28 protein-coding genes are annotated in these 26,743 nt (G+C 70.5%); 17 read left to right on the top strand and 11 right to left on the bottom strand.

The window, feature by feature from the left end; all coding sequences use genetic code 11:
- Positions 1-302 precede the first annotated feature (302 nt).
- On the top strand, positions 303-1,304 hold the full coding sequence (locus tag GXW71_RS24270; protein WP_211855278.1) for an LLM class flavin-dependent oxidoreductase: 1,002 nt from the start codon (positions 303-305) through the stop codon (positions 1,302-1,304).
- 184 nt (positions 1,305-1,488) lie between these two features.
- Here GXW71_RS24270 and ribA read toward each other — a convergent pair whose 3' ends face one another.
- Complete coding sequence (gene ribA / locus GXW71_RS24275; RefSeq protein WP_211855279.1) at positions 1,489-2,679, bottom strand: GTP cyclohydrolase II; 1,191 nt, start codon at positions 2,677-2,679, stop codon at positions 1,489-1,491.
- Positions 2,680-2,975: 296 nt separating this feature from the next.
- Between ribA and GXW71_RS24280 the strand changes: the two genes are divergently transcribed.
- Positions 2,976-3,683 carry a response regulator transcription factor gene (locus GXW71_RS24280; protein WP_211855280.1) on the top strand — a complete coding sequence of 236 codons (708 nt, stop codon included), beginning with the start codon at positions 2,976-2,978 and terminating at the stop codon, positions 3,681-3,683.
- Positions 3,684-3,748: 65 nt separating this feature from the next.
- Here GXW71_RS24280 and GXW71_RS24285 read toward each other — a convergent pair whose 3' ends face one another.
- The gene (locus GXW71_RS24285; protein ID WP_211855281.1) at positions 3,749-4,240 is read right to left on the bottom strand and encodes a DUF2244 domain-containing protein; all 492 of its coding nucleotides are present in this window, start codon (positions 4,238-4,240) and stop codon (positions 3,749-3,751) included.
- A 125-nt stretch (positions 4,241-4,365) separates the two neighbouring features.
- On the opposite strand from GXW71_RS24285, the gene nth reads away from it, so the two are divergent.
- From nth to GXW71_RS24305, 4 genes are all read left to right on the top strand, one after another.
- Positions 4,366-5,010, top strand: a complete 645-nt coding sequence (gene nth / locus GXW71_RS24290) for an endonuclease III (protein ID WP_211855333.1) — start codon at positions 4,366-4,368, stop codon at positions 5,008-5,010.
- A 260-nt stretch (positions 5,011-5,270) separates the two neighbouring features.
- Positions 5,271-6,152: a sulfite exporter TauE/SafE family protein gene (locus GXW71_RS24295; protein WP_456315995.1), complete on the top strand. Its 882-nt coding sequence runs from the start codon at positions 5,271-5,273 to the stop codon at positions 6,150-6,152.
- Positions 6,149-6,925, top strand: a complete 777-nt coding sequence (locus GXW71_RS24300) for a TIGR02186 family protein (protein WP_211855283.1) — start codon at positions 6,149-6,151, stop codon at positions 6,923-6,925. Before GXW71_RS24295 ends, GXW71_RS24300 begins: the two co-directional genes overlap by 4 nt.
- Positions 6,926-6,946: 21 nt before the next feature.
- Positions 6,947-7,453 carry a universal stress protein gene (locus GXW71_RS24305; protein WP_211855284.1) on the top strand — a complete coding sequence of 169 codons (507 nt, stop codon included), beginning with the start codon at positions 6,947-6,949 and terminating at the stop codon, positions 7,451-7,453.
- A gap of 176 nt (positions 7,454-7,629) precedes the next feature.
- On the opposite strand, the gene GXW71_RS24310 is transcribed toward GXW71_RS24305, so the two are convergent.
- Complete coding sequence (locus GXW71_RS24310; protein ID WP_211855285.1) at positions 7,630-8,205, bottom strand: nucleotide exchange factor GrpE; 576 nt, start codon at positions 8,203-8,205, stop codon at positions 7,630-7,632.
- Positions 8,206-8,483: 278 nt separating this feature from the next.
- Here GXW71_RS24310 and murJ point away from each other — a divergent pair, with 278 nt between their 5' ends.
- Positions 8,484-10,022, top strand: coding sequence for a murein biosynthesis integral membrane protein MurJ (murJ, locus tag GXW71_RS24315; RefSeq protein ID WP_211855286.1), 1,539 nt, complete (start codon positions 8,484-8,486; stop codon positions 10,020-10,022).
- A 209-nt stretch (positions 10,023-10,231) separates the two neighbouring features.
- Here the strand turns inward: murJ and GXW71_RS24320 are convergent, their stop codons facing one another.
- From GXW71_RS24320 to GXW71_RS24330, 3 genes are read right to left on the bottom strand one after another with little or no spacing between them, the layout of a single operon-like run.
- Positions 10,232-10,729, bottom strand: coding sequence for a L,D-transpeptidase family protein (locus tag GXW71_RS24320; RefSeq protein WP_211855287.1), 498 nt, complete (start codon positions 10,727-10,729; stop codon positions 10,232-10,234).
- Positions 10,726-11,268 carry a cytochrome P460 family protein gene (locus GXW71_RS24325; protein ID WP_211855288.1) on the bottom strand — a complete coding sequence of 181 codons (543 nt, stop codon included), beginning with the start codon at positions 11,266-11,268 and terminating at the stop codon, positions 10,726-10,728. The genes GXW71_RS24320 and GXW71_RS24325 overlap by 4 nt, the downstream gene beginning before the upstream one ends.
- 52 nt (positions 11,269-11,320) lie before the next feature.
- A complete protein-coding gene (locus GXW71_RS24330) occupies positions 11,321-12,019 on the bottom strand; it encodes a glutathione S-transferase family protein (protein ID WP_211855289.1) in 699 nt (232 codons plus the stop codon).
- 53 nt (positions 12,020-12,072) lie between these two features.
- Here GXW71_RS24330 and glpK point away from each other — a divergent pair, with 53 nt between their 5' ends.
- Positions 12,073-13,578 carry a glycerol kinase GlpK gene (gene glpK / locus GXW71_RS24335; RefSeq protein WP_211855290.1) on the top strand — a complete coding sequence of 502 codons (1,506 nt, stop codon included), beginning with the start codon at positions 12,073-12,075 and terminating at the stop codon, positions 13,576-13,578.
- Positions 13,575-14,255 (top strand): phosphatase PAP2 family protein, encoded by a 681-nt coding sequence (locus GXW71_RS24340; protein WP_211855291.1) that lies wholly within the window; start codon positions 13,575-13,577, stop codon positions 14,253-14,255. The genes glpK and GXW71_RS24340 overlap by 4 nt, the downstream gene beginning before the upstream one ends.
- A 42-nt stretch (positions 14,256-14,297) precedes the next feature.
- Here the strand turns inward: GXW71_RS24340 and GXW71_RS24345 are convergent, their stop codons facing one another.
- Both GXW71_RS24345 and GXW71_RS24350 read right to left on the bottom strand, forming a co-directional pair.
- Positions 14,298-14,894, bottom strand: coding sequence for a malonic semialdehyde reductase (locus tag GXW71_RS24345; protein ID WP_211855292.1), 597 nt, complete (start codon positions 14,892-14,894; stop codon positions 14,298-14,300).
- 140 nt (positions 14,895-15,034) lie between these two features.
- Positions 15,035-15,601, bottom strand: a complete 567-nt coding sequence (locus GXW71_RS24350) for a NifU family protein (RefSeq protein WP_211855293.1) — start codon at positions 15,599-15,601, stop codon at positions 15,035-15,037.
- A gap of 282 nt (positions 15,602-15,883) precedes the next feature.
- Between GXW71_RS24350 and dnaK the strand changes: the two genes are divergently transcribed.
- The 6 genes from dnaK (at position 15,884) to GXW71_RS24380 (ending at position 22,710) form a co-directional block, all read left to right on the top strand.
- On the top strand, positions 15,884-17,794 hold the full coding sequence (gene dnaK, locus GXW71_RS24355) for a molecular chaperone DnaK (protein ID WP_211855294.1): 1,911 nt from the start codon (positions 15,884-15,886) through the stop codon (positions 17,792-17,794).
- A gap of 78 nt (positions 17,795-17,872) precedes the next feature.
- Positions 17,873-19,006 (top strand): molecular chaperone DnaJ, encoded by a 1,134-nt coding sequence (dnaJ, locus tag GXW71_RS24360; RefSeq protein ID WP_211855295.1) that lies wholly within the window; start codon positions 17,873-17,875, stop codon positions 19,004-19,006.
- A gap of 224 nt (positions 19,007-19,230) precedes the next feature.
- On the top strand, positions 19,231-20,256 hold the full coding sequence (locus GXW71_RS24365) for an amino acid ABC transporter substrate-binding protein (RefSeq protein ID WP_211855296.1): 1,026 nt from the start codon (positions 19,231-19,233) through the stop codon (positions 20,254-20,256).
- Positions 20,257-20,313: 57 nt separating this feature from the next.
- Positions 20,314-21,030, top strand: coding sequence for a protocatechuate 3,4-dioxygenase subunit beta (pcaH, locus tag GXW71_RS24370; protein ID WP_211855297.1), 717 nt, complete (start codon positions 20,314-20,316; stop codon positions 21,028-21,030).
- The gene (pcaG, locus tag GXW71_RS24375; protein ID WP_211855298.1) at positions 21,027-21,626 is read left to right on the top strand and encodes a protocatechuate 3,4-dioxygenase subunit alpha; all 600 of its coding nucleotides are present in this window, start codon (positions 21,027-21,029) and stop codon (positions 21,624-21,626) included. The genes pcaH and pcaG overlap by 4 nt, the downstream gene beginning before the upstream one ends.
- Positions 21,627-21,741: 115 nt before the next feature.
- The gene (locus GXW71_RS24380) at positions 21,742-22,710 is read left to right on the top strand and encodes a 2-hydroxyacid dehydrogenase (RefSeq protein WP_211855299.1); all 969 of its coding nucleotides are present in this window, start codon (positions 21,742-21,744) and stop codon (positions 22,708-22,710) included.
- 104 nt (positions 22,711-22,814) lie between these two features.
- Here GXW71_RS24380 and GXW71_RS24385 read toward each other — a convergent pair whose 3' ends face one another.
- The 3 genes from GXW71_RS24385 to GXW71_RS24395 all read right to left on the bottom strand — a co-directional run bounded on the left by GXW71_RS24385 (position 22,815) and on the right by GXW71_RS24395 (position 24,893).
- Positions 22,815-23,030 carry a hypothetical protein gene (locus GXW71_RS24385; RefSeq protein WP_211855300.1) on the bottom strand — a complete coding sequence of 72 codons (216 nt, stop codon included), beginning with the start codon at positions 23,028-23,030 and terminating at the stop codon, positions 22,815-22,817.
- Positions 23,031-23,127: 97 nt separating this feature from the next.
- Positions 23,128-24,459, bottom strand: a complete 1,332-nt coding sequence (locus tag GXW71_RS24390; RefSeq protein WP_211855301.1) for an MATE family efflux transporter — start codon at positions 24,457-24,459, stop codon at positions 23,128-23,130.
- Entirely contained in the window at positions 24,456-24,893 is a 438-nt protein-coding gene (locus GXW71_RS24395) for a PaaI family thioesterase (protein WP_211855302.1), read from the bottom strand. Before GXW71_RS24395 ends, GXW71_RS24390 begins: the two co-directional genes overlap by 4 nt.
- Positions 24,894-24,964: 71 nt before the next feature.
- Between GXW71_RS24395 and GXW71_RS24400 the strand changes: the two genes are divergently transcribed.
- Positions 24,965-25,558 (top strand): TetR/AcrR family transcriptional regulator, encoded by a 594-nt coding sequence (locus tag GXW71_RS24400; protein ID WP_211855303.1) that lies wholly within the window; start codon positions 24,965-24,967, stop codon positions 25,556-25,558.
- 245 nt (positions 25,559-25,803) lie between these two features.
- Positions 25,804-26,742, top strand: a complete 939-nt coding sequence (locus GXW71_RS24405) for a tetratricopeptide repeat protein (RefSeq protein WP_211855304.1) — start codon at positions 25,804-25,806, stop codon at positions 26,740-26,742.
- Position 26,743 lies beyond the last annotated feature (1 nt).

A 26,743-nucleotide genomic window follows, 5' to 3' on the forward strand; every position in this document is an offset into this window, starting at 1 on the left:
GAGCGTGACCCGCCCGCAGACCACCGCGCCGGCCACCGCGCCCCAGACCCAGGCGCGGCCGGCGACGCCCGCGACCCCGGCCAGCCCGGGCACCCGCGTCAACTGAACGGAGCCGGCGGCGGGGCCCACTTCCTGCACAGGACTTTGTTGATCGCGTGATTCAGACTTTTCGGCCGAACCGGCCTCAAGTCATCACGCTCAGGTCCCGCCGCCACCCTGTGACCCGCCCGGCCGCGAGGCCGGGCGGTTTTCGTTCGGCCCGGCCGCGCCTCCCGCTCTTCGACGGCGCCCATATGGGCTGCATGATCCCGCTCTCGGTCCTCGACCTCTCCCCCGTGCCGGACGGCAGCGATGCCGGCCAGGCCCTCCGCAACTCCCTCGACCTCGCGCGCCATGCCGAGGCCCTGGGCTATGCCCGCTACTGGATGGCGGAGCATCACAACATGCCCGGCATCGCCAGTGCCGCGACCGCGGTCGCGCTGGCGCATGTCGCGGCCGGCACCAGCCGCATTCGCATCGGTGCCGGCGGCGTCATGCTGCCGAACCATGCGCCGCTGCTGATCGCCGAGCAGTTCGGCACGCTGGCCGCGCTGCATCCCGGCCGCGTCGATCTTGGCCTCGGTCGCGCGCCGGGATCGGATCAGATCACCGCCCGCGCCATGCGCCGCAACCTGGCGGGCGATGCCGACGACTTCCCGCGCGACGTCATGGAGCTGATGGCCTATTTCCGCCCGGTGCAACCGGGCCAGGCCGTGCAGGCGGTGCCGGGCGCCGGGCTCGCGGTGCCGGTCTGGATCCTGGGATCCTCCACCTTCGGCGCCCAGCTCGCGGCGGCGCTCGGGCTGCCCTATGCCTTCGCGTCGCATTTCGCGCCCGCCCAGATGGCGGAGGCGGTCCAGGTCTACCGCGCGCAGTTCCGCCCATCCGAGCAGCTCGCGGCGCCGCATGTGATGCTCGGCGTCAATATCTTCGCGGCGGAGACGGATGCGGAGGCGCGCTTCCTGTTCTCATCCCTGCAGCAGGCCTTCATCAACCTGCGCACCGGCCGCCCGGGCAAGCTGCCGCCGCCGGCCCCGGATTTCGATGCCGGGCTCGACCCTTATGCGCGGGCGATGCTGGACAATGCGTTGTCGTGCTCGATCGTCGGCGGACCGGAGACCGTGCGCAGCGGCCTCAAGGACTTCATCGCCCGCACCGGCGCCGATGAATTGATGGTGACCGCCCAGATCTTCGACCACACCGCCCGCCGCCGCTCCTTCGCCATCCTGGCCGAAGCGCATGGCGAGATGGCGAAGGCGGCGTAGCTAGCCAGTCCACCCGGCATTCGCTCCGCGGCCGCAGGCCGCTACCCGTCCCGGCGGGCTGCGAGGCGAAGCCGATGCAGACCGGGGCCGCGAATGCGGCCCCGCGCGCGAGCAACAGCCGCCGTCAGTGCTCCGCCGACAGCGCGAAAGCCAAGCAGCCGGAGGCTGCGCCGGCGCCTGAGGCCTACAATAAGTGTCCGAAGCGCCGGGCCTTGGTTTCCAGATAGTGGTCGTTGACGCCATTGGCCTCGAACTGATGGGCTTCGCGGCCCTCGATCTCGATGCCGCAGGCGGCGAGGCCGGCGAGCTTGTCGGGGTTGTTCGTCAGCAGCCGCACCTTCGGCACGCCGAGTTCCCGCAGCATGGTGGCGGCGACCAGGAAGTTGCGCTCGTCGGCGCCGTAGCCGAGGGCGCGATTGGCGTCGAGCGTGTCGAGCCCCTGGTCCTGCAGGGTATAGGCGCGCAGCTTGTTGACCAGGCCGATGCCGCGCCCCTCCTGCGCCAGGTAGAGCAGCACGCCGGCACCATCGGCGGCCATGCGCTTGATGGCGCCGCGGAGCTGCGGGCCGCAATCGCAGCGGAGCGAGCCGAGCAGGTCGCCGGTGAAGCATTCGGAATGCGCACGCACCAGCGGCGCGCCGCCCGCGGCGGCCACCTCCTCGACCCGGCCGATCAGGATCGCGAGATGCTCGATGCCACCATCGGCGGCGCGGAAGGCGACGATGCGCGCATCCGGCGCATCCTCGAGCGGCACCTGCGCCGAGGCAACGTGCCTGAGCGAGCTGGCCGCGGAGGCCGGATAGTCGAGCACGTCGGCGACCGACACGGTCAGCAGGGACAGGCGCTGGGCGATGCCTTCCGGTACCGGCGCAGCGATGAGCGCCGGCAGCAGCCGGCCGAGCTTGCCCAGCGCCAGGGCGGCGCGGGCGAGCGGCGGCAGCGGCGCCCGCTCTGGCGCTTCCGGCAGCAGGTCCTCGACCACTGGGTCGGCCAGCCGCCGCAACGAAACCGGGTCGAACAGCGCCGGCGGCAGGCGGATCGCCACCGCGCCGACCTCTTCAGCCTTGTCGGCCTGGGCCTGCGGCACCGGCCGGTGCAGGACCGCGGCCGCGCGCGCGGGCGCCAGCAACAGCACTGGCGGCGTCAATGCCGCCTCCGAGAGCGTCGCCAGGCCAAGGGCGCCGACGGTCTCCGCTGCCGCGACGAGCAGGGCGCCCTCGGCGCCGTGGATCAGCACAGGCGTGCCGCGTCGCAGGTCGGAAACCGCCCGATGCACTCCCCGGAGGGCCAGGATCTGGGGGTCCGGGCCCGTGGAATCAGCGTCACGCCGGGACGCGGCAAGGCTGCTGGAGGCGAGGTTGCCGGGGCTGGTCATGGTTATTTATGGCGTTCCATTCTGCACTATGCCGCTCCGCGAATGTGGCATCGCAACGGCAGAGGCCCAGGGGGGCGGGTGAAATATCGGGATGCCGCGGCGGCTCACGGTGGCGTGGGCCTTGCCCTGGCTTCTGCCGCAATGGCACCATTTTGCGGGGGCACCATATCTCTGCCCTGTCGCAACTCTGTGAGCGGCAGTCGCGTTGCGTTCGCATCGTTTGTGAAGCATGCCCGTCCGAGGCGCGTTAGCGTCGGGCCGGTGCACGCCGATCGCCGCTGAGGTAAGGAGTTCCAATGCCGGGTCCGAGGCCAGTCCTGATCGTGGATGACGATGAAGCGTTGCGCGGCACGCTCGCGGAGCAGCTCGCCATCGACCAGGAGTTCCACACGGCCGAGGCCGGCACCGCCGCGGAGGCGGAGGCCATGCTGACTGCGGCCGATCGCCGGTTCGACGCCGTGCTGCTCGATATCGGCCTGCCGGACGGCGACGGGCGGGAGCTCTGCACCCGGCTCCGCCGGCACGGGCTCAGGATGCCGGTCATCATGCTGACCGGTGCGGATGCCGAGGCGGATGTCGTCCGCGGCCTCGATGCCGGGGCGAATGACTATATCGCCAAGCCGTTCCGCCTGAACGAGCTGCTGGCCCGGCTGCGTGCGCAGCTTCGCGTCTTCGACAATTCGGAGGATGCGGTCTTCACCATCGGCCCCTATGTCTTCCGCCCCTCCGCGAAGATGCTTCTGGAACAGGCGCGCAACCGCAAGATCCGGCTGACCGAGAAGGAAGCCGCGATCCTGAAGTACCTCTATCGCGCGGGCGGCCGGCCGGTGCCGCGCCAGATCCTGCTGAACGAGGTATGGGGTTACAACTCCGCCGTCACCACGCACACGCTGGAGACGCATATCTATCGCCTGCGCCAGAAGGTGGAGCCGGATCCGACCGCGGCGCGCCTGCTGCTGACCGAAGGCGGTGGCTACCGCCTGGATCCGACCCCGGCCGAGTAGGACCCGCGTACCTATCAGTCTCGGAGACCGTTTGGAAATGGCGGCCGCTGTTTCCAAACGGCTTCTCAGCGCAATTGCGGGTTGTCGAAGTCTGGCCGCCGCCAGCGTGCCAGCGCCGCTGCCAGGGCATCGGCCAGTGCTTCGCGCTCCTCCTCCGCCAAAGGAAGCCCGATCGCCGTGCTGCGGTCCCGCTGCAGCAGGGCGGGGCGTCCGCCGGCATCGCGGCCGAGCCTTGCCCAATAAGGGTCGATGCGGATCGTCTGGCGCCGTCCCCGATGGTCGGTCCTGCTGATCGTCAGCCCGCCCCGGGTCAATACCAGCGTCTCGCTCACCCGGCGCGCCCCGCGGGCCTGCAGCGCGACGAGGCTCAGCACCAGCGCCACCTCGCCGCCCAGGAAGCCCAGCACCGGCCAGGCACCGAGCAGCAGGAACAGCAATGCCGGCACAGCGGCGCAAGCGATCAGCAGCACGGCCAGCACACGAAAGGCGCGCGGCGTCAGGCTGCGTGGCGGCGTGCAGACCGCCTCGAACAGGACCGGTTCCGGGCTGGCTGACATCGACCCCCATTCTAGGCTAGCTCCTGGATCACGCCACCATGTCGGTACCCCCAGCCCCAAGCCAGGTCCGCAAGCGCGCGAAGCCGCTCCATGGCAGTGCCGCCGCACCCCGCCGAGCCCGGATGATGGGGACGGAGCAGGCGGCCGCCTTCATCCGCGCCCTCGCCGACGCCAACCCGGCGCCGGAAACGGAGCTGCTCTACACCGATCCCTTCACGCTGCTGGTCGCCGTGGTGCTTTCGGCGCAGGCGACGGACGCTTCGGTGAACCGCGCGACGCCCGACCTCTTCGCCGCGGCGCCGACGCCGGACGCGATGGCGGCGCTCGGCGCCGAGGGCATCGGCCCCTACATCCGCCGCATCGGCCTCTGGCAGGGCAAGGCGCGCAACGTCGCGGCCCTGTCGCGCCTGCTGGTCGAACGTCATGGCGGGCAGGTGCCGGCCGATCGCGCCGCGCTGGAGGCCCTGCCAGGCGTCGGCCGCAAGACCGCCAATGTCGTGCTCAACGTCGCCTTCGGGGAGGAGGCGATGGCCGTGGACACGCATATCTTCCGGATCGGCAACCGCACCGGGCTCGCGCCCGGCAAGACGGTGCGCGAGGTGGAGGACCGGCTGGTCGCCCGCTGCCCGCCTGAGTTGCTGCGGGATGCGCATCACTGGCTGATCCTGCACGGGCGCTACACCTGCAAGGCGCGGACGCCGGAATGCTGGCGCTGCCCGGCGATCGCCTTCTGCAATTACCGCGACAAGGTGCTGAAGCCGGGCGGCTGAGCGACCGTCTGGAAACAGCGGCGGGTCGGTCTGGCGAGCGTTGCGCCGGATGACGATCATGAGAGACGCAACTCCCCGGTGATGCTCCCGCGCTACGGAGAAGCGCGCACTCCGGATGCAGCACGCAGCAACAATTTTTTCGCGTCACCGGGTTCCGCATCGGGTTGCGCCGCAGCGCCGACCGGTCCAAACCGGCCTCTTAGCTTACTCTAGACCCGAGCCGCACGCCCGCGATGCAGGTCTACCTGCCTATCGCTGAAATGACCGTCGATGCCCTGCTGCTGCTTGGCATCGGTTTTGGCGTGGGCTGGCTCTCGGGCCTGTTCGGCGTCGGCGGCGGCTTCCTGCTCACGCCGCTGCTGATCCTGATCGGCATCCCCGCGCCGGTCGCGGTCGCTTCCGGCGCCAACCAGACCCTCGGCGCATCGGTGTCCGGCCTGATCGCCCAGTGGCGGCGGGGCAATGTCGACCCGCGCGTGGGGGTCGTGCTGCTGTGCGGCGGGTTGCTTGGCTCGCTCTCCGGCGTGCAACTCTTCGCGGCACTCAGGCGGATGGGGCAGGTCGATCTGGCCGTGGCGCTGTTCTACGTCGTCGTGCTCGGCACCGTCGGCATGCTGATGGTGCGCGAAAGCGTGCGCGCCATCATCCGCCGCCGGCGGGGCACCGCGCAGAAGGCGCGCGAGCACACCTGGTTGCACGGCCTGCCCTTCAAGATGCGCTTCCGCAAGTCGCGCCTCTACATCTCCGTCATTCCCGTCGTGCTGGTCGGCTTCTCGATCGGCGTGCTCTCGGCGGTGATGGGCGTCGGCGGCGGCTTCATGCTGGTGCCGGCGATGATCTACCTCCTCGGCATCCCGACCGCGGTCGTGATCGGCACATCGCTGTTCCAGGTGGTCTTCGTGTCGGCCAACGTCACGCTGCTGCAGGCCTGGCAGGTCGGCAGCGTCGACATCGTGCTGACCATGCTGCTGCTGGCCGGCGGCGTCGCCGGCGCGCAGTTCGGCGCCGCGATGGGCCAGAAGCTGCGCGGCGAGGAGACGCGCGTGCTGCTCGGCCTGCTGGTGCTTGGCGTCGCGGCCGCGCTGCTGATCGATCTGGTGCGGGTGCCGGCGCACCTCTTCGTCATCGGGCCGCTGCCGTGAGGGGGCTTTTCGCACTGCTCCTGCTGCTGCTCCTGCCCGGGCTCGCCGCCGCGCAGGCGCTCGAGGCCCCGCAAGTGCCCGACACTGCGCGCCCGACCCTCGCGGCCGGCATCTCGACCCGCCTGGTCGAGGTCACGACCGGCTTCACCGGCGCCTCGATCCTGGTCTTCGGCGCGGCCGAACGGCCGCTCGGCGGCGAGACGGGCGATGACGTGCTGGTGGCGGTGCGGGGCCCGCGCCAGCCCCTGGTGGTGCGCCGCAAGGTCGAGGTGCTGGGCGTTTGGATCAACGGCCCCTCGGCCCGCTTTCGCGACATCCCCGGCTTCTATGCCATCGCCGGCACCCGCCCGGTCTGGGAATTGCTGCCGGAGGAGGACCGGCAGCGCGGCATGCTCGGCCTCGATACCCTCCAACTGATCCCGAGCGGTGACCGCAACCCCGCCTTCCGGGCCGCACTGCTCGAGCTGAAGCAGGCGGATGGGCGCTGGCAGGAGCATGCGGTGCCGGTCGAGGTGAATGGCGGCCGGCTGTTCCACACCCGCATCCCGTTGCCTGCCACCGTGCCGACCGGGGATTACCTGGTCGAGGTGCTGCTGGTGCGGGAGCGGCGGGTGGTCGCGCAGCAGACGCTGAACCTCAGGGTGGAACGGGTGGGTACCGCGGCATCCATCGCGACCGTCGCGCGGGACGCGCCGCTTCTCTACGGTGTAGGCTGCATTATCCTGGCGGCGGTGGCCGGCTGGCTCGGCAGCGTCGTGTTCCGGCGGGGCTGAGCGGAGAACAGGGGGTACCCCATGCCGAATTCGGAGGAGGCCGCGGCCGCGGCCACCCAGGCGAAGCGCGACCGCGTCTTTCTCGTGGTCGTGGACGACAGCCCGGAACGGGCGGTGGCGCTGCGCTATGCCTGCCTCAGGGCCCGCAAGGGCGGTGGGCGTGTGGCGCTGCTCAGGGTGATCGAGCCTGCCGGGATCGTCGAATGGGCGGGCGTCGGCGCCATGATGGCCGAGGAAGCGCGGGAGGATGCCGAGAAGCTGCTCTCCTCCCTCGCAATCGAGGTCAACGCCATCACCGGCGGCCTGCCGATCCTGCTGATCCGGGAGGGCAATGCGCGCGACGCGCTGCTGGCCCTGCTGGAGGAGGAGGCACGGATCTCGATCCTCGTGCTGGCATCCTCGACGGGAAGCTCCGGTCCCGGACCACTGATCTCGGCGCTGACCGGGCGCTATGCGTCGCGGCTCAGGGTGCCGATGACGATCGTGCCTGGCAATCTGGATGATGCGGAGCTGGAGCGTGTGACCTGATCCCGGTGCGTAGCGCCGGGGATCAGATTTTGTTTGCCTCAGGCGCCGGCGCGGCCTCCGGCCGCTTGGCTTGCGCGCTGTCAGGGCGCGCCCGGCGCGGCTGATAGTCGTGCGCGGGGCCGCATTCGGAGGCGGCCTGCGGCCGCGGGGTCGCGGCTGCGGGGAGTGACGCCGAACTATTCGGCCTTGCCGGCGACAACGACCATGGCGGGCTTCAGCAGGCGGCCGTTGAGGGTCCAGGCGGGGGTCCAGGCCTGGATCACGGTGCCGGGCGCGACGCCTTCCGGCGCCGGCTGCTCCGCCATCGCCTGGTGCAGCTCAGGGTCGAAGGGCTTGCCGGTCGCATCCTGCCTCTGGATGCCGTGGCGCTCCAGGATACCGAGGAAGGCGCGCTCCACCCCCTCGAAGCCGCCGCGCAGCTTGCCGAACAGCTCCGGCTCCTGCTCCGCCGCTGCAGGGATGGCAGCCAGGCCGCGGGCCAGGTTGTCGGCCGCCTCGACCACATCCTTGGCGAAGCGCTGGATGGCGAAGTTGCGCGCATCCGCGACCTCGCGCTGGGTGCGGGCGCGCAGGTTCTGCATCTCGGCCTCGGCGCGCAGCCATTTGTCGCGCATCAACGCGACCTCGGCCTCCAGCGCCGCGATGCTCTCCTCCGCGGTCGGCTCGGGCCGGGTCTCGGGGGTCGCCGCCGTCTCCGTGCTCTCCGGGGCAGGGGTTTCCGCCGCCGGCTTGATCTCGTTCTGTTCGGTCATGCCCAATCGGATGCTGGTTGTGCGGCCATGCCGCGCGTGGCCCTTCACCTAAGGGGCCGACGCGGCCGGGGCAAGCCGCCACAAGGCTGGCATGCCATGAGAGACACGCTTGCCGGCATTTTAGCCCCTGTCCAGGCAAGGCTGCCTGACACCAGATAGAGCGGATTCGCGCCTCCGGGCGATTCCGCCCTTCAAAGGATCCGCAGCTTTGGCTTGGCCAGAGCGGATTCACGCTTCCGGGCGATTCCGCCCTTCAGCGATCCGCTCTATGGAGGCGCATGCTCCGTTCCGTCCTGACCGTCGGTGGCTGGACCATGGCCAGCCGCATCCTCGGCTTCGCGCGCGATATGCTGATCGCCGCCAGGCTCGGGACGGGGCCGGTGGCCGACGCCTTCTTCGTGGCGCTCCGCCTGCCCAACCTGTTCCGACGCCTGTTCGGCGAAGGCGCCTTCAACGCCGCCTTCATCCCCGCCTTCTCCGGCACCCTCGTCACCGAAGGCCGCGTCAGCGCCAAGGAACTCGCCGAGCGTCTGGCCTGCCTCATGACCCTCTGGCTCTCGACGCTGGCGATCCTCGGCATCGCCTTCATGCCGCAGGTGATCGGCGTGCTGGCGCCCGGCTTCGGGCGGGAGCCCGAGAAATTCGCCCTCGCCGTCGAGATGACGCGGATCGTCTTCCCCTACCTGGTCTTCATCTGCCTCGCCGCCCTGGTCTCCGGCGTGCTGAATGGGCTCGACCGCTTCGCCGCCGCCGCGGCGACGCCGATCCTGTTCAACCTGCTCTCGATGATCTCGCTGCTGACCCTGACGCCCTATGTCGCGACCCCGGGCCATGCGCTCGCCTGGGGCGTGGTGATCTCCGGCGTCGCCCAGCTCGGCCTGGTCTGGCTGGCCGCCGCCCAGGCGGGGATGGCGCTGAACCTGTTTCGCCCGCCGCGGCTCACGCCGCCGGTGCGGATGGTGCTGCGGCGGATGCTGCCGGGGATGCTCGGCGCCGGGGTCACCCAGATCAACCTCGCGATGGACACCATCATCGCGAGCTTCCTGGTCTCCGGCTCGGTCTCCTATCTCTATTACGCTGATCGCGTCGGGCAATTGCCGCTCGGCGTCATCGGGGCCGCGGTCGGTACCGCGCTGCTGCCGCTGCTCTCGCGTCAGCTTCGCGCCGGGCAGCGCCTGCAGGCGCACCGCTCCGTCAACCGCGCGATCGAAATGGCGCTGCTGCTGACGCTCCCCTGCGCCGTCGGCCTCGCAGTCACCGCGGAGCCGATCGTCGCCGCCCTGTTCCAGCGCGGCGCCTTCGGGCCGGACGCCACCATCAAGACCGCGCTCGCGCTCGTCGCCTATGCCGCCGGCCTGCCGGCCTTCGTTCTCATCAAGGTCGCCGCCCCCGGCTTCTTCGCCCGCGGCGACACCACGACCCCGGTCCGCATCGGCATCGCCTCGGTCGCGCTGAACCTCGGTCTCAACCTGGCGCTGATGGGCCCCCTCGGCCATGTCGGCGTGGCGCTCTCCACCACCCTCTCCGCCTGGTTCAACCTGACCCTGCTCGCCGTTCTGCTGGCGCGCCGCGGCCACCTCCACCTCGACCGCCGCTGCCGCCGGCGCCTGCCCCGCTTGCTGCTCGCCAGCATGGCCATGGGCGCCGCCGTCGCACTGCTCCTGGCCATCGCCCCCGAACCCACCGGCGGCAGCGGCCGCGCCCTGCTGGTCGCTACCCTCATCGGCACCGGCGCCCTGGTCTTCGCCAGCGTCGCCCTGGCGCTGCGGGCGGTGGAGCCCGGGGAGATGCGGACGCTCTTGCGGCGGCGGCGGTAGCTGGGAAAGGCTCCGCCCTTCCCAGACCCCACCCGCAAGGAGCCTGGAGGCTCCTTGACCTGCTTCACTTGGTGCCCTGATTGCGAAGGGGGCTTCCCGGCGGACAACGCCGGGAAGCCCCCTTCGCAATCAGGGCTCTAAAAATGATCGGGGTCCAGGGGTCCTAGGCTCCTGGTGGGGTGGTCCGGGAGGGGCAAAGCCCCTTCCGGCTATCTCTCCACCGCGAGTGCCTCCACCCCGAGGCTCAGCACCCGCCGCAGGTCCACGAGTGACAGGGCGACGCAGCCTTCGGTGGGAGCGTAGTCGGGTCGGGCCAGGTGCAGGAAGATGGCGCTGCCGCGGCCGCGGACCACCGGGGCGTCGTTCCAGCCGAGCGGCACGACGACGTCATAGAGCGCGTCGCCGCGCCAGAGGCGTTCGTGGCGGGCGGGGTGCGGCAGGGTGATCTGCCGGTTGTAGTCGGGGTGGGCCGGGTCGTCGCACCAGCCGTCCTCGGCGCCGATCGGTTCGCGCCGCAGGGCACATTCGGGCGCGGCGACGCGGTCGGCGCGGTAGAGCAAGCGTCGCAGCGGCAGCAGGCCTGTCGGGGTCGCGCCGTCGCCTTCGCTCTTGTCGGCACGGACGCCCCCCTTGCCGAGGGCGCAGCGGAAGACCTCGCCGCGGAAGATCAGGCGCCCTTCGGGCAGCACGCGCGCCGTTGCGGTCATCGGCGGTCCCGGACGTAGTCCCAGAAGTTGAAGGCGAAATCCTGCTGCGCGCGGGTGCCGAGGTGGCAGGTGAAGCAGGCCTCGACGGGGGCGTTGTTGCGGCTGCCGTCGCCGTTGAAGCGTGCGTATTCCCATTCGCCGTTGCGGATATTGGCCGCATAGCCCTCGCCCCAGCCCTGGCGCTTTTCCTGGGCCGCGATCGCGATCCAACCCGGCTCGGGGATGAAGCGACCGCTCTGGTCGAGGAGCGGGTTGCCGTCGGCGCCGAGGCGCGCGCGCTGATCCGCCATGACGATCAGCGTGCCATAGGGCAGCGGTTGGCCGGGCCGGGCGGCAGCGAGCGCGTCCGGATTGACGTAGAGGTTGCGGATGATCTTGCGCGCCGCATTGTCCACGGTGGCGTAGCGGATGAAGCGTTGTTGCCAGTCGGCCGGCAGGTCGATGTTCTGCGGGCCGGGCATGTAGTGGGTCTGCGCCACGGCGGCAGCGCCGATTGCGCCGGCGACCGCGGCCGCCAGCAGGTACCTGGTCCAGGACATTGGTCCCTCCCCCATCCCGTGGCGGGATGAAGGCACGCGGCGCGGGTGCGGTTCAAGCGGCTTCCTGGGCGGGCACCTCGCGTGCCATGCCGCCGAAGAGGTCGAGCATCCGCGCCCGCCAGGCATGCACGACATCATCCGGCTCCAGCAGCGTGAAATTGCTGACGCAGCGCGCCCACTGGAAGGCACCGAAGACCGTGTAATCGGCATAGGTCGGCGCCGGGCCGCCCAGGAAAGGCCGCTCCTTCAGGGTGGTGCGCAGCGGGTAGAGGGCGCGGCGGAACTCCGCCACCCGCTCCTCCCGCCCCGCCACCACCTCGGCGAGCGGCTTGCCGAAGCGCTTCTCGCGGGAGGCGATGAAATAGGCGTGGTCCTCCGGCCCGAGATGGGTCGCGATATCGGCGACGACGAAGCCGACGATCCCCGCTTGCACCACGCTGTCCGTCCAATGGCCGAGGAAGCGGCAGAGCGCCCGCCCGCCGGCGCCGCCGAAGAGGGAGGGCGCGTCGGGATAGGTGTCTTCCAGGTATTCGGCGATCGCCCAGCTATCGGCCACCACCCGGTCGCCATCGACCAGCACCGGCACCTTGTCGGACCCCGCGAAGGCGATGCGGTCCTTCTCGGTGAAGCGCCAGGGCAGGGTTTCGTGCTCCAGCCCCTTGTGCGCCAGCGCCATGCGCGTGCGCCAGCAATAGGGGCTGAACAGCCGTGCCGGGTCCGCGCCGCAGAGTTCGAAAAGCTGTCGTGCCATTTCCGGGCCCTCCTGGCCCGAGTATCCTCGGGGTCGAAGAAGGACGCCAGGGCATGACCGACGCGCTGCTGGTCGCGATCGACCAGGGAACGACCTCGACCCGCAGCATCCTCTACGATACGGGGCTGGTGCCGCGCGCGACGGCACAGCAGGAACTGCCACAGCATTTCCCGAGTCCGGGCTGGGTCGAGCATGAGCCGGAGGATATCTGGGCCGGCACCCTCGCCACTCTGCGGCAGGTACTGTCCGGGGTTGATGCGGCTGAGGTCGCGGGCATCGGCATCACCAACCAGCGCGAGACGACCCTGCTCTGGGACCGCGCGACCGGGCGGGCGCTGCACCGCGCGATCGTCTGGCAGGACCGGCGGACGGCCGAGCACTGCGCGCGGCTGGCGGCCGAGGGCGCCGGTGACCTGATCGCGGCGCGCACCGGGCTGCTTCCGGACCCTTATTTCTCGGCGACCAAGCTCGCCTGGATGCTGGATGCGGTCCCCGGCGCGCGGGCGGCGGCGGAGCGGGGTGCGCTCTGCTTCGGCACCGTCGACAGCTTCCTGCTGTTCCGCCTGACCGGGGGACGGGTGCATGCGACGGATGCGGCGAATGCCGCGCGCACCCTGCTCTTCGACATCCATCGCGGCGCCTGGGACGAGGAGCTGCTGCGCCTGTTCGGGATTCCCGCGGCGCTGCTGCCGGAGGTCAGGGACAATGTCAGCGCCTTCGGCACGACGGAGCCGGCGCTGCTCGGCGCCGCGATCCCGGTGCGCGGCATGGCCGGCGACCAGCAGGCGGCGATGATGGGCCAGGCCTGCTTCGCACCGGGCATGGTGAAATCCACCTACGGTACCGGCTGCTTCGCGCTGGTGAACACCGGCGCGGTCGCGGTCGCCTCGCGCAACCGGCTGCTGACGACCATCGCCTGGCAGCTCGAGGGCCGCCGCGCCTATGCCCTGGAGGGAGCGATCTTCACGGCCGGCGCGGCGTTGCAATGGCTGCGCGATGGGCTCGGCATCATCAGCCATGCCTCGGAAGCGGATGGGCTGGCGCGGGCAGCGGACCCGGCGCAGAGCGTGCACTTGGTGCCGGCCTTCACCGGCCTCGGGGCGCCGCATTGGGATGCGGCGGCGCGCGCGGCCATCTTCGGGCTGACCCGCGGCACCGGCCGGGCGGAGATCGTGCGGGCGGCGCTGGAGAGCGTCGCGTTCCAGACGCGCGACCTAATCGAGGCGATGGAGGCGGATATGGCGGCGGCGGGCGCCAGCGGAGCGCCGGGCCGGGTGCTGCGCGTCGATGGCGGGATGGTCGCGAGCGACTGGACCATGCAGTTCCTCTCGGACCTGCTCGGCGCGCCGGTCGATCGGCCGGCGGTGATGGAAACGACGGCGCTCGGCGCCGCCTGGCTGGCCGGGGTGGGCGCGGGCCTCACCGCGCCGCCCGGGGGCACCGCCTCGCATTGGCGGCTCGACCGCCGCTTCCAGCCGGTGATGGAGCGCGCGGAGGCGGACCGGCGCCAGGCGGGCTGGCGCGATGCGCTGCGCCGGACCCTGGGGGCGGCGCCATGAGCAGCCGGCGGGCCTATCCGCAGACCGTGCCGGCGGTGTCGCGCCGGGGGGAACCGCCGCGGCCGGCGCGCCGGCCGCGTGCGGGCGCCATCCTGGCGATGCTGCTCGGCATCGGCGGCTTCCTGGCCGTCTTCGCGGCGCGGCGCGGCGGCGATGCCCTGTACTGGAACAAGTGGCTGATCGCCGAGCTCGCGCGCGAGGTCGAGCGGCTCCCGGCCTGGGCGCCCGAGGCGGTGCGCGACATCGCCGGCCTCGGCTCGCCGGCGGTGCTGGCGGTGGTGGCCGCCGCGATCTTCCTCGCGGTCATGGCGCGGGACGGGCTGGGCCCGGCGATCGGCGTGCCGCTGATGCTAGGCTTCCTGGCGGTGGCGGCCGCGCTGCTGAAGCTCGGCTTCGTCCATTCGGGGCCGGCGGCGCCCGACCTGACGACGCAACTCCTGCAGGCCGGCTTCCCCTCGGCTAATGCGCTGTTCGCGGGCGTGCTCTGGGCGCGGCTGTTCCGGCTGCTGGGGGAAGGCGCCTTCCTGCCCTTTGTCGGCTGGCTGCTGGCGGGCGTCGTCTGTCTCGCGCGGATCAGCCTCGGCCAGCATGCGCCGGCCGATGTGGCGGCGGGGCTCTGCGCAGCCCTCGTCGTGCTGGGCGCGCTCGCCTGGGCGGGCGCGGCGGGTAAGCGTTGAGGGGCAGGCGGGCGGGAAGACCCGCCCGCCCGCAGAGACGTCTCAGACCAGCTTCACGGCCTCGTCGAAGGGCAGGCGGGGCAGGCGCTCCTGCACGCCGGCCGGGTCGCCATAGCCGATGTTGACCAGGAAATTCGACTTCCAGCCGCTCTCGGCCAGGAAGAGCTCATCGACCTTTGCATTGTCGAAGCCGCTCATGGCGCCGACGTCGAGGCCGATGGCGCGCGCCGCGATCATCAGATAGGCGCCCTGCAGGCTGCCATTGCGGAAGGCCGTGGTCTCGGCCAGCGCGGCGCTGCCGGCGAACCAGGACCGGGCATCGGCATGCGGGAAGAGGAAGGGCAGGCGGTCGTAGAATTTCGGGTCGTAGGCGACGATGGCGGTCACCGGGGCGGTCATGGTCTTCTCGGTGTTGCCGGCCGAGAGCGCCTGCTTGAGCTTCGCCTTGCCCTCCGAGGTGCGCACGAAGACGAAGCGCGCGGGGGAACCGTTGGCCGAGGTCGGGCCCCACTTCAGCAGCTCGTACAGCTCCTCGAGCTTGCTGTCCGGCACCGGGCGGTCCTGCCATTTGTTCTGGGTGCGGGCGACCCGGAAGATCTGGTCGAGGGCGCCATCGGCGAGGGCGGCGTGATCGGTCATGGGCGTCGGTCTCCGCGTGCGGACAGGATTGCTGCACCGCATATGAGACCATTCCGACGATGCCGCAAACGCCGGCGCCGGTGATCGCCGCCATCACCGATGGCAATGATGGCCGCCGAGCTCCGCGCCGTGACGGAGCGTCAGGCCTCGACCTGCTCCACCGCCACGACCTCGGGGATGTAGTGGCGCAGCATGTTCTCGACGCCGTGCTTCAGCGTAGCGCGGGAGGAAGGGCAGCCGGAGCAGGCGCCCTGCATGCGCAACCGCACGATGCCGTCCCGAAAGCCCCGGAACACGATGTCGCCGCCGTCGCCGGCCACTGCCGGGCGCACGCGGGTATCCAGCAATTCCTTGATCTGCAGGGCGATTTCGGCGTCGGCCGGATCCACGTCCTCAGCCTCGTCATCCGCCTCCACGCCTTCCATCACCGGCAGGCCGGCGGTGAAATGCTCCATGATGGCGCCGAGCACCCGCGGGCGCAGCATCTGCCAATCGGTCTCGTCGGTCTTGGTCACGGTCACGAAGTCGGTGCCCAGGAAGACGCGGGCCACGTCGCCGGCGGCGAAGACCCGGGCGGCCAGCGGGCTGCGATCCGTCGCGTCCTCGGCGGTCGTGAAGTCGGCCGTGCCACGGGCACCCATCACGTCCCGGCCAGGCAGGAACTTCAGCGTGGCGGGGTTCGGGGTGGCTTCCGTTTCGATGAACATGCGTGTTTCCAGGGCTTCGCCAGGGGCTTCGAACAGGGGGTGGGCGCCCATACCCGACTGCCCCGGTCCGGTTCGCGGCGTATGTGGGCCCGTCCGGGCGCCGGCGCAACAGGAACCAGGAGACCGGTCGGAACGTAACCCTTCCTGTCACACGGGGACTTGTCCTCCGCCGCGCCGCTGAATACATGCGCGGTATCGAAAATCACCCCATCCGCAGTGAAGGGGGCGGGAGCGGTGCCGCGATCTGGGCCGCACCCGTCAGCCAAAGGAGAGTACCCCCGGATGAGCAAGGTCATCGGCATCGACCTCGGCACCACCAATTCCTGCGTCGCCGTCCTGGAAGACAAGGACGTCCGCGTCATCGAGAACGCGGAAGGCGCCCGCACCACCCCCTCCATGGTCGCCTTCGCCAAGAATGGCGAAAGGCTGGTCGGCCAGTCGGCCAAGCGCCAGGCGGTCACCAACCCGACCAACACCCTCTATGCCGTGAAGCGCCTGATCGGGCGCCGCTTCGAAGACCCGATGGTCAAGAAGGACATCGGCCTGGTCCCCTACAACATCGCCCGGGCCGACAACGGCGATGCCTGGGTCGAGGTGGACGGCCAGAAATACGCGCCGCAGCAGATCAGCGCCAATATCCTCACCAAGATGAAGGAGACCGCCGAGGCCTATCTCGGCGAGAAGGTGACCCAGGCGGTCATCACCGTCCCCGCCTACTTCAACGACGCCCAGCGCCAGGCGACGAAGGAGGCCGGCGCCATCGCGGGCCTCGAGGTGCTGCGCATCATCAATGAGCCGACGGCGGCCGCCCTCGCCTACGGCATGGACAAGAAGAACACCGGCACGATCGCGGTCTACGACCTCGGCGGCGGCACCTTCGACATCTCCATCCTCGAGATCGGCGACGGCGTCTTCGAGGTGAAGTCGACCAACGGCGACACCTTCCTGGGCGGCGAGGATTTCGACCAGCGGGTGATCGACTACCTGGCGGACGAGTTCAAGCGCGAGAACGGCATCGACCTGCGCGGCGACAAGCTGGCGCTGCAGCGCCTGAAGGAAGCCGCCGAGAAGGCGAAGATCGAGCTCTCCTCCTCGAAGCAGACCGAGATCAACCTGCCCTTCATCACCGCCGACGCGTCGGGCCCGAAGCACCTGGTGCTGCAGCTCACCCGCGCGAAGCTGGAAGCGCTGGTCGACGACCTGATCGCCCGCACGATGGAACCCTGCCGCTCCGCGCTGAAGGATGCCGGCCTCTCCGCCGGCGAGATCGACGAAGTGATCCTGGTCGGCGGCATGACCCGCATGCCCAAGGTCATCGAGGCGGTGAAGCAGTTCTTCGGCCGTGAGCCCGCCCGCAACGTCAACCCGGACGAGGTCGTGGCGATCGGCGCCGCGATCCAGGGTGGCGTGCTGAAGGGCGACGTGAAGGACGTGCTGCTGCTCGACGTCACGCCGCTGTCGCTCGGCATCGAGACGCTGGGCGGCGTGTTCACGCGCCTGATCGACCGCAACACCACGATCCCGACCAAGAAGTCCCAGGTCTTCTCGACCGCCGACGACAACCAGACGGCGGTGACGATCAAGGTCTTCCAGGGTGAGCGGGAGATGGCGGCCGACAACAAGCTGCTTGGCAACTTCGACCTGCAGGGCATCCCGCCGGCGCCGCGCGGCGTGCCGCAGGTGGAGGTGACCTTCGACATCGACGCGAACGGCATCGTCAGCGTCTCGGCGAAGGACAAGGCCACCGGCAAGGAGACCCAGATCAAGATCCAGGCGAAGTCGGGCCTCTCGGATGCCGATATCGAACGGATGGTACGCGAGGCGGAGGCCAATGCCGATGCCGACAAGAGGCGGCGCGAGGCGGTGGAGGCGCGCAACCAGCTCGATGCGCTGGTGCATTCCACCGACAAGACGCTGAAGGAGAATGCGGAGAAGGTCCCGGCCGGCGAGAAGGCCGAGGTCGAAGCCGCCCTCGCCACCGCGCGGAGTGCCGTCGAGGGCCAGGACATCGATGCCATCAAGACCGCGACCGAGGCGCTGTCCCAGGCGGCGATGAAGATGGGCGAGGCGCTCTACAAGACAGGCCAGGCGGCGGAAGCGGCGCCGGATGCCGCCGGCGCCAAGCCTGCCGATGGCAAGGTGGTGGACGCCGAGTTCGAGGAAGTGGACCCGACCAAGAAGAAGCCGTCCTGAGCCGGCACCTGGTGATGCCCGCCCGGCGCCCCGGCCCGGGCGGGCCTGTCTTGATCGCTTGAGAGGATCATCCCGACGATGGCGAAGCGGGATTACTACGAGGTCCTCGGCGTTTCACGCGACGCGAGCGAGGAGGACCTGAAAAGGGCCTACCGCAAGCTCGCGATGCAGCACCACCCGGATCGGAACCAGGGGAATGCGGCGGCCGAGGCCAAGTTCAAGGAGGCCGGCGAGGCCTACGAGGCGCTCAAGGATGCGGAGAAGCGCGCGGCCTATGACCGCTTCGGCCATGCCGCCTTCGAGGGCGGCCAGGGTGGCGCCGGCGGCGGCAGCCCCTTCGGCGGCGGTTTCGAGGATATCTTCGAGGAGATGTTCGGCCGCTTCGGCGGCGGCGGCCGCCAGCGCGCGGCGGCCGGCCGCGGCTCCGACCTCCGCACCCAGGTCGAGGTGACGCTGGAGGAGGCCTTCGCCGGCACCAAGAAGACGATCCGCGTCCCCTCCTCGGTCTCCTGCGATGCCTGCAAGGGCTCGGGCGCCGAAGGCGGCACCGCGTCGGCCAGCACCTGCACGACCTGCAACGGCCAGGGCAAGGTGCGGGCGCAGCAGGGCTTCTTCCTGATCGAGCGCACCTGCCCGACCTGCAACGGCACCGGGCGGATCATCAAGAACCCCTGCAAGGTCTGCCACGGCGCCGGCCGCGTGCACCGCGACCGCAACCTCGCCGTGACGATCCCGGCCGGGGTCGAGGACGGCACCCGCATCCGCCTGGCCGGCGAGGGCGAGGCGGGGCTGCGGGGCGCGCCGGCGGGCGACCTCTATGTCGATATCGCGGTGAAACCGCACCCGATCTTCCAGCGCGACGGCGCCTCCATCCTGGTGCAGGTGCCGCTGCGCATGACCCAGGCGGCCCTCGGCGGCCATGTCGAGGTGCCGACCGTCGATGGCGGGCGCGCGCGCGTGACGATCCCCGCCGGCACCGGCACCGGCGAGCAGTTCCGCTTGCGCGGCAAGGGCTTCTCCGTGCTGCGCTCGGCGGCGCGGGGCGACATGTACGTGCAGGTGGCCGTCGAGACGCCGCAGAACCTGACCGCCAAGCAGCGCGAGCTGCTCGAGCAGTTCGAGGCGGAGGCGGAGAAGTCGGGCCGCTCGAGCCCCGAGAGCGAAGGCTTCTTCGCGCGGGTGAAGGAATTCTGGGACGGCCTCGGCCGGTAGAGCGTGATGACTTGAGGCGGAATCGCCGAAAAGTCTGAATCACGCGATCAAACAAGGGGCTGGAGCATGATCCGTGAGCGCTTGCGAACGCATCATGCTCCAGCCGGGTTCCCGTTGCCCATTCGGCCGCGCGCGCCCGAGCGGGCGATGCTCCGACATCACTTGCCCGTGGGTGGCCCGCGGGTGGAGACTGCGCCCCTCTGACGAATCCCAAGGGGGGAAACATGATCCGGAAATTCGCGGTCGCGGCGCTCGCCGCGATCGGCGTCGTCGTCGCCGGCACCGCCGCTCAGGCGGGTGCGACACTCGATGGCGTCAAGCAGCGCGGCATCCTGGCCTGCGGGGTCAATGTCGGCGTCGCCGGCTTCTCCTTGCCGGACAGCCAGGGCGTCTGGCGCGGGATGGACACCGACCTCTGCCGCGCGGTCGCCGCCGCCGTGCTCGGCGATCCCACAAAGGTCCGCTTCGTGCCGCTCACCGCCGTACAGCGCTTCACCGCATTGCAGTCGGGCGAGATCGACGTGCTGATCCGCCAGACCACGCTGTCGATGACGCGCGACACCAATCTCGGCCTGCGCCTGACCATCGCGAACCTCTATGACGGTCACGGCTTCATGGTGCGTCGCGATTCCGGCGTCACCAACCTGCGCGGCATGGATGGGATGACGATCTGCCTGTCGCCGGGCACCACGAACGAGGTGGTGACCGCCGACTATTTCCGCACCAACAACCTGCGCTTCACGCCGCTGCTGCAGGAGCGGATGCAGGACAACGCCACGTCCCTCCAGGCCGGGCGCTGTGACGCGATCGGCACGGATGCGACGCAGCTCGCGGCGCTGCGCAGCCAGTTCACCGCGCCGGGCGACTTCGTCATCCTGCCCGAGCGCATCAGCAAGGAGCCTTACGGACCCGTGGTGCGCCGCGACGATCAGGAATGGTTCGACGTGGTCCGCTGGACGATCAATGCGCTGATCCAGGCGGAGGAGCTCGGCGTCACCGCCGCCAATGCCGAGGAACAGCGCCGCACCGCGCAGAACCCTGACATCCGCCGCCTGCTCGGCGCCGATCCGGTGCTCGGCCAGGCGCTGAAGCTCGACCCGGCTTGGGCCTACAACGCGATCCGGGCGGTTGGGAACTATGGGGAACTCTACAACCGCACCCTCGGCCCCGACACCCCGATCGCCTTGCCGCGCGGCGCCAACGACCTCTGGACCCGCGGCGGCCTGATGTACGCTTGGCCGATGCGGTGATGCTATGACAGCCGGTGCCGCGCCCTTGGCGCGGCACCGTTGATGGGAGCGGGTGGCATGGACCTTGACCTCGAATTCGCCCCGCGCGATGCGGCCGCGCATCCGCCGGCGCTCGCGCCGATCTATCGCAGCACGCTGCTGCGCGCGCCGCGCCAGCCCCTGCTCTCCCTCCGCAGCACGCTCACGGAGATCACCGGGCCGATCTTCGGGGAGAGCGAGCTCGATCCGATCGACGCGGACCTCACCCGCAACCATGCCCGGGACGGCGATCCGATCGGGGAGCGCATCACCCTGCATGGCCGGGTGCTGGACGGCGATGCGCGGGCGGTGCCGGGGGTGCTGGTCGAGATCTGGCAGGCCAATGCCGGCGGTCGCTACCGGCATACCAATGACAGTTTCACCGCCGCGATCGACCCCAATTTCGGCGGCTGCGGTCGCGTCATCACCGATGCCGAAGGCCGCTACCGCTTCCGCACCATCCGCCCGGGCCCCTATCCTTTTCCGAACCGGGAGAATGACTGGCGCCCGGCGCATATCCACTACTCGGTCTTCGGCCAGGGTTTCTCCCAGCGCCTGATCACCCAGTCCTATTTCGAGGGCGACCCGCTGATCGCCCGCGACGCCATCCTCGGCACCATGCCGGATGTGGCGGCGCGGCAACGGCTGGTGGCGACGCTCGACATGGAGGCCTCCGCGCCCTTCGAGGCGCTGGCTTGGCGCTTCGATATCGTGTTGCGCGGCCGCGGCGCCTCCCGCTTCGAGAGCGTGGCATGAGCAAGCTGCCTGAGACACCCTCCCAGACCGCTGGCCCCTACGTGCATATCGGCCTGATCCCGCGCCAGGCCGGCTTCGACATCTTCGAGAACAACCTCGGCGCCGCGATGCTGACGCCAGAGACGAAGGGCGAGCGCATCCGCATCGAAGGCCGCATCTTCGATGGCGCCGACGCGCTGGTGCGTGACGCGCTGGTCGAGATCTGGCAGGCCGATGCGGGCGGGCGCTTCGCGCATCCGGCCGACCGCCAGAACGGGCCACCGCCCGACCCGCATTTCCGCGGCTGGGGTCGATCGGGGACCGATTTCGCGACCGGGGTCTGGGGCTTCGACACCATCAAGCCGGGGCGGGTGGGCCCGATGGCGCCGCATGCCAGCCTCTGGATCGTCGCGCGCGGCATCAACACCGGCCTCGCGACGCGGGTCTACTTCGCGGATGAGGACGCGGCGAATGCCGAGGATCCGGTGCTGCGCATGGTCGAGCCGGCGCGCCGCTTCACGCTGATCGCGCCGCGCGCGCTGCGCGGCGGGATACCCGTCTACAGCTTCGACATCCGCCTGCAGGGCGACGGCGAGACGGTCTTCCTCGACGTGTAGCGAGCGCTTCGCGGCGCGAAGGTGGACGGGCTGTCATCGCGCTCCGCGGCGCACCGGCTTGCCGGAATGCAGGCCACGGCTATCCTGGCGGCAAGCAACCCCAGGGACGAGACGCATGGCCCCCCGCATCCTCATGATGGACAGCCCGTTGAGCGCGATGGAAATCGCGCGCGAACTCGTGCCCTCGGGCATGGAGATGGTGGTGGCCCCGCTCGGCAGCGCCGAGTTCAAGGCCGCGGCGCCGACGGCGGATTTCCTGGTCGGCTTCGGCAATCGCGCGATCGATGCCGGGTTCTTCAGGACGGCGCCGCAGCTCAAGCTGTTCCAGCTTCTCTCCGCCGGCTACGACACGGTCGATATCGAAGCGGCGCGCGGCGCCGGCGTCCCGGTCTGTAACAATGGTGGTGCCAATTCCACCGCCGTCTCCGAACACACCATGCTGCTGATGATGGCGGTCTGCCGGCGCCTGGTCTGGCAGCATGAGAGCGTGGTGACCGGCCGCTGGCGCGGCAACAACCCGGGCTCCGTCAAGCTGTTCGAGTTGCGCGACAAGGTGCTCGGTCTCGTCGGCCTCGGCGCCATCGGCAAGAAGGTGGCCCGCCTTGCCAATGCCTTCGGCATGCGGGTGCAGTATTACGACATCCGCCGCGTCTCGGAAGCGGAGGAGGATGCGCTGAGCGTCCGCTTCCGCCTGCTGAACGAGATCCTCCGGACCTCCGACATCGTCTCCCTGCACGTGCCGCTGACGCCGGCATCGAAGCACATGATCGGTGCGGCGGAGCTGGCGTCGATGAAGCCCAGCGCCTTCCTGGTCAACACCTGCCGTGGGCCGGTGATCGACGAGCGCGCACTGACCGCGGCGCTGGAAGGCGGCACCATTGCCGGCGCCGGCCTCGACGTCTTCGACCAGGAGCCGCCGCCGGCCGACAACCCGCTGTTCAAGCTGCCGAATGTGATCCTGAGCCCGCACTATGCCGGCCCGACCTGGGACAATCAGCAGGCGCGCTTCCGCAACGCCTTCGACAATTGCCAGCGCGTCGCCCGCGGCGAGAAGCCGCTCTGGGTCATCCCGGAGCTGCAGTAAGCGCCGGCCTCCTCGCCGATGCCACCAGCATCGGCGAGGAGGCCGCCACATCAGGGACGAAAAATCCCTCGACAGCCCTCCGCGCATCTCTCTCGGACAGGTTCCTAGTGCCTGGTCGACAGACCGCGCAGTGGCTCCCAGAGCGATAGCTGGCGGCCGTGAGTGTCATAGGCGATGGCGCAGGCCGCCCAGATGCGGGTGACGAATTCCTCCACGCCCTTCTGCTCCCATTCGTCCGAACAGGGCACCATCTCGCGAAGGGCATCCACGCCCGCCTTCAGCATGTCGGGCGTCAGCTCTGTGGGGATGAAGTCAGCCATGCGCCTCTCTCCGCCTCGCTGCGGACGTTCGGGCAGCTGACGTGCCGGCAGCATAGGCAGAGAGATCGCTAACACAGGGTGAACTGGAGAGCGGCCTCTAGGACTTCCCCGGCCAGACGCCTGGCCGGACGGCGGCGGCCGTGACCAGCCCATAGGCGGTGATGCCGAGCGCGACGCCGAGGAAATGGCCCTCCAGCCCGAAGCCGAGGGGCACGCCCAGCACCCAGCCGAGCCCGACCGCAAGCCCGATGCGCGATAGCGCGGCGGCCACCGGCCAGCGCATCCGTCCCGCACCCATGGATGCGAAGTAGAGCGCCATGCCAAGCCCGAAGCCGCCGAGCGCGGGCCCGATGATCGCGATCGCGCGGGTCGCGATCGCGGCGACCTCCGGATCGCGGGTGAAGGCGCCGGCGACCAGCGCCGGCTGCAGCCCGACGAAGGCGCCGACGCCGCCCGCGACGGCGAGCGCCAGCAGCCCGCCGGCCCAGGCGATGCGGCGCGCGGTCGCCCAGTCCCCGGCGCCGACCGCACGCCCGACGAGCGCCGTCAGCGCCGAGCCGATGCCGAAGGCGAGCGGGATCATCAGGAATTCCAGTCGTGCCGAGATGCCATAGGCGGCGACCGCGGCGGCGCCATGGCTCGCGATCTGGATCGTCACCATGATGGTGGTGAGGTTCGCGATGGAGGCCAGCAGGCAGGCGACCAGCCCGACCGACAGGATGCGCTTGAACAGCGCGCCGGAAATGCGGGCGCGCCGGTCAGGCACGAAGCCGGCGCCGCCGCGCAGCACCACCATCGCCATGATGAGGGAGGCGACCCAGAAGACCAGGGCGAAGGCGATGCCGATGCCGGTCAGGCCGAGACCCGCCGGCTCCGCCAGCAGCCAGGAGATGGCCGGGATGGCGATCCAGACGCCGGCCATCACCCGCGCCGCCAGCCCGTGCCGTCCGCCGCCGCGCAGCACGGAGGCCAGCGTGTTCGCGAGCCAGGCGGGCAGCGCGCCGGCGCCGAACAGCCAGATGGCATAGGGCGCCGCCGCCACGGCTGCGGCCTCGCCGGCGATGGCGCCGAGGATGCTCCGCGGAAAGCCGGCGAGCGCGATCGCGAAGACCAGCGCCGCGGCGGTCGCGATCAGCACCGCATGCACCACGAGGGCGGAGGCCTCCGCGTCCCGCCGGCCGCCGAGGGCGCGGGCGATCGCGGAGACGACGCCGCCGCCCATGGCGCCCGCCGACATCTGCTGGAGCAGCAGCGCGAAGGGCAGCACCACCGCCCAGCCTGCCAGCGCTGCGGTGCCCTGGCGTGCGGCCAGCCAGGTCTCGAAGAGCTGGGCCGCGGCCTGCAGCAGCGACATCAGCATGGTCGGCGCGGCGAGCGCGCCGATGCGGCGCAGCAGCTCCGACGGCGCAGGCGCCGTGGTCGCGCTCATGCCGGCGCCGCTTCCAGGATCAGGCAGGTCTCGCTGCCATGCGCGACCAGACGGCCCTCGGCGTCGAAGACCTTACCTTCGGCGCGCGCGACGCGGCGGCCCATATGCACCAGCCGCCCCTCGCAGCGGAGCGCCCCGGTATCCTCGACCACGGCGCGGACATAGCCGGTTGTCATGTCGATGGTGGTGTAGCTCTGGCCGGGCCGCAGCGCCGAATGCACGGCGCAGCCCATGGCGCTGTCGAGCAGCCCGGCGATCCAGCCGCCATGCACGGTGCCCTGCGGGTTGTAGTAGCGGCGGGAGGGTTCGCCGATGAACACCACCTGCCCATGCGCGACCTCGGTCAGGCAGATGCCGGTGGCCTCGGCGAAGGGCGGCGGCGGGCGGGCGCCCGACAGCAGCGCGCGCAGTTGTTCGAGCCCGTCGAGCGGCATCGGCGGCGTTCCCCGTTGAGGCGGTTAATCATGATGAGTATAATTTAAGCGGTCAAGCGCAGGAGCGGACGATGAAGGTGTCCCGCGAAGTGGCGGCAGCGAACCGCGAACGCGTGCTGAAGGCGGCGGCACGTCTGTTCCGAGAGCACGGCATCGACGGTGTCGCGCTCACGGACGTGATGCGCGAGGCCGGGCTGACCCATGGCGCTTTCTACGGTCAGTTCGCCTCGAAGGAGGCGCTGGCGGCGGAGGCGGCGCGCCATGCGATGGAAGCGTCCGCCGCGCGTTGGGCGCGGCGCGAACCCGTCGATCTCCCGACCTTCGCCGCGGCCTATCTCTCCGCCGAGCATCGCGATCGGCCGGACCGCGGCTGTCCCTTGCCGACGCTCGCCGTGGAGGCGGCGCGGCGGGGTGGTCCGGTCGGAGAGGCCATCGCGGAAGCTGTACAGGGCGCTGCGACGCGGCTTGCGGCGCGGATGGCAACGACACCGCCCGAGGACCGGCCCGATGCCGCGCTGGCCGCGCTCTCGACCCTGGTCGGCGCCGTGGTGCTTTCCCGCGCTGTGGGTGACCGGTCACTCTCCGACCGCATCCTCGCGGCAGCGCGGGCCGCGGTCGAAGAAGCGGAGGCGCGCCGTGCGGGGAGTTTGCCCAACGGCGCGTAAACCCTGATGGTGCAATGCAAGCGGCCGCAGGCCGCCATAGGTTTCTGCGGCGGCGAGCGCAGCCGATGCCCAGCGGCCGCGGGTGTGGCCGCCGGCGTTTGAGGTCCAGCGTGACGCTTTCCGCCTTGCGTCCAGGCCCGTGCAGCGCATCTATGGGATGATTGAGTCCGCCGGGCGGGCCGGTGCCGGTCCTTGGTGCCGTGCGCGATCCGGGCGGCCTCGAACCACCGAGGAATGCTGGCCCCATGGATGTGATCTTCGACCCGAACCGCCAGGCTGCCCCCACTGGCGGCCCCGATCCGGTGAAGGACGGCGACCAGAAGACCTTCATGCAGGACGTGATCAACGCCAGCCGCGAGGTCCCCGTCCTCGTGGATTTCTGGGCGACCTGGTGCGGCCCCTGCAAGCAGCTCACGCCCACGCTCGAGAAGGTGGTTCGCGCTGCGCAGGGCCGGGTGCGGCTGGTCAAGATCGACATCGACCAGAACCGCGCCCTGGTGCAGCAGCTCAGCCAGATGGGGCTGCCGCTGCAATCGGTACCGACCGTCGTCGCCTTCTGGCAGGGCCAGATCGCCGATCTCTTCCAGGGTGCACTGCCCGAGGGCGAGGTGAAGAAGTTCATCGAGCAGCTCCTGAAGACGGCCGGCGGCCAGATGCCCGCCGCCGATCTGCTGGCCGAGGCCAAGGCGGCTGCCGAGGAGGGCGACCACCAGGGCGCGCTGGAGCTCTTTGGCGCCCTTGCCCAGGCCGAGCCCGAGAATGCCGAAGCGCTCGCCGGCGTCGCCCGCAGCCTGATGGCGCTCGGCGAGGAGGAGCAGGCGCTCGCCGTCCTCGGGAACGTGCCCGCCAAGCTGCACGACCATGCCGAGATCGCCTCGGTCCGCTCCGCGCTGGAGCTCGCGGCCGAGGGTCGCCGGGCGCGGGAGAAGTTCGGCGAGTTCGAGGCGCGGCTTGCCGCCGATCCGAATGATCACCAGGCCCGCATCGACCTCGCGGTGGCGCTCAACGCCGCTGATGAGCGCGAGAAGGCGGTGGATGCCCTGCTCGAAGCCTTCAAGCGCGACCGCGCCTGGAACGAGGAAGCGGCGCGCAAGCAATTGCTGAAATTCTTCGAGGCCTGGGGCTTCTCAGATCCCGCCTCGGTCGCCGGCCGGCGCAAGTTGTCGTCGCTGTTGTTCCGCTGAG

The sequence above is a fragment of the Plastoroseomonas hellenica genome (assembly GCF_018129085.1).
In the GTDB taxonomy this organism is placed as follows: Bacteria; Pseudomonadota; Alphaproteobacteria; order Acetobacterales; family Acetobacteraceae; genus Plastoroseomonas; species Plastoroseomonas hellenica.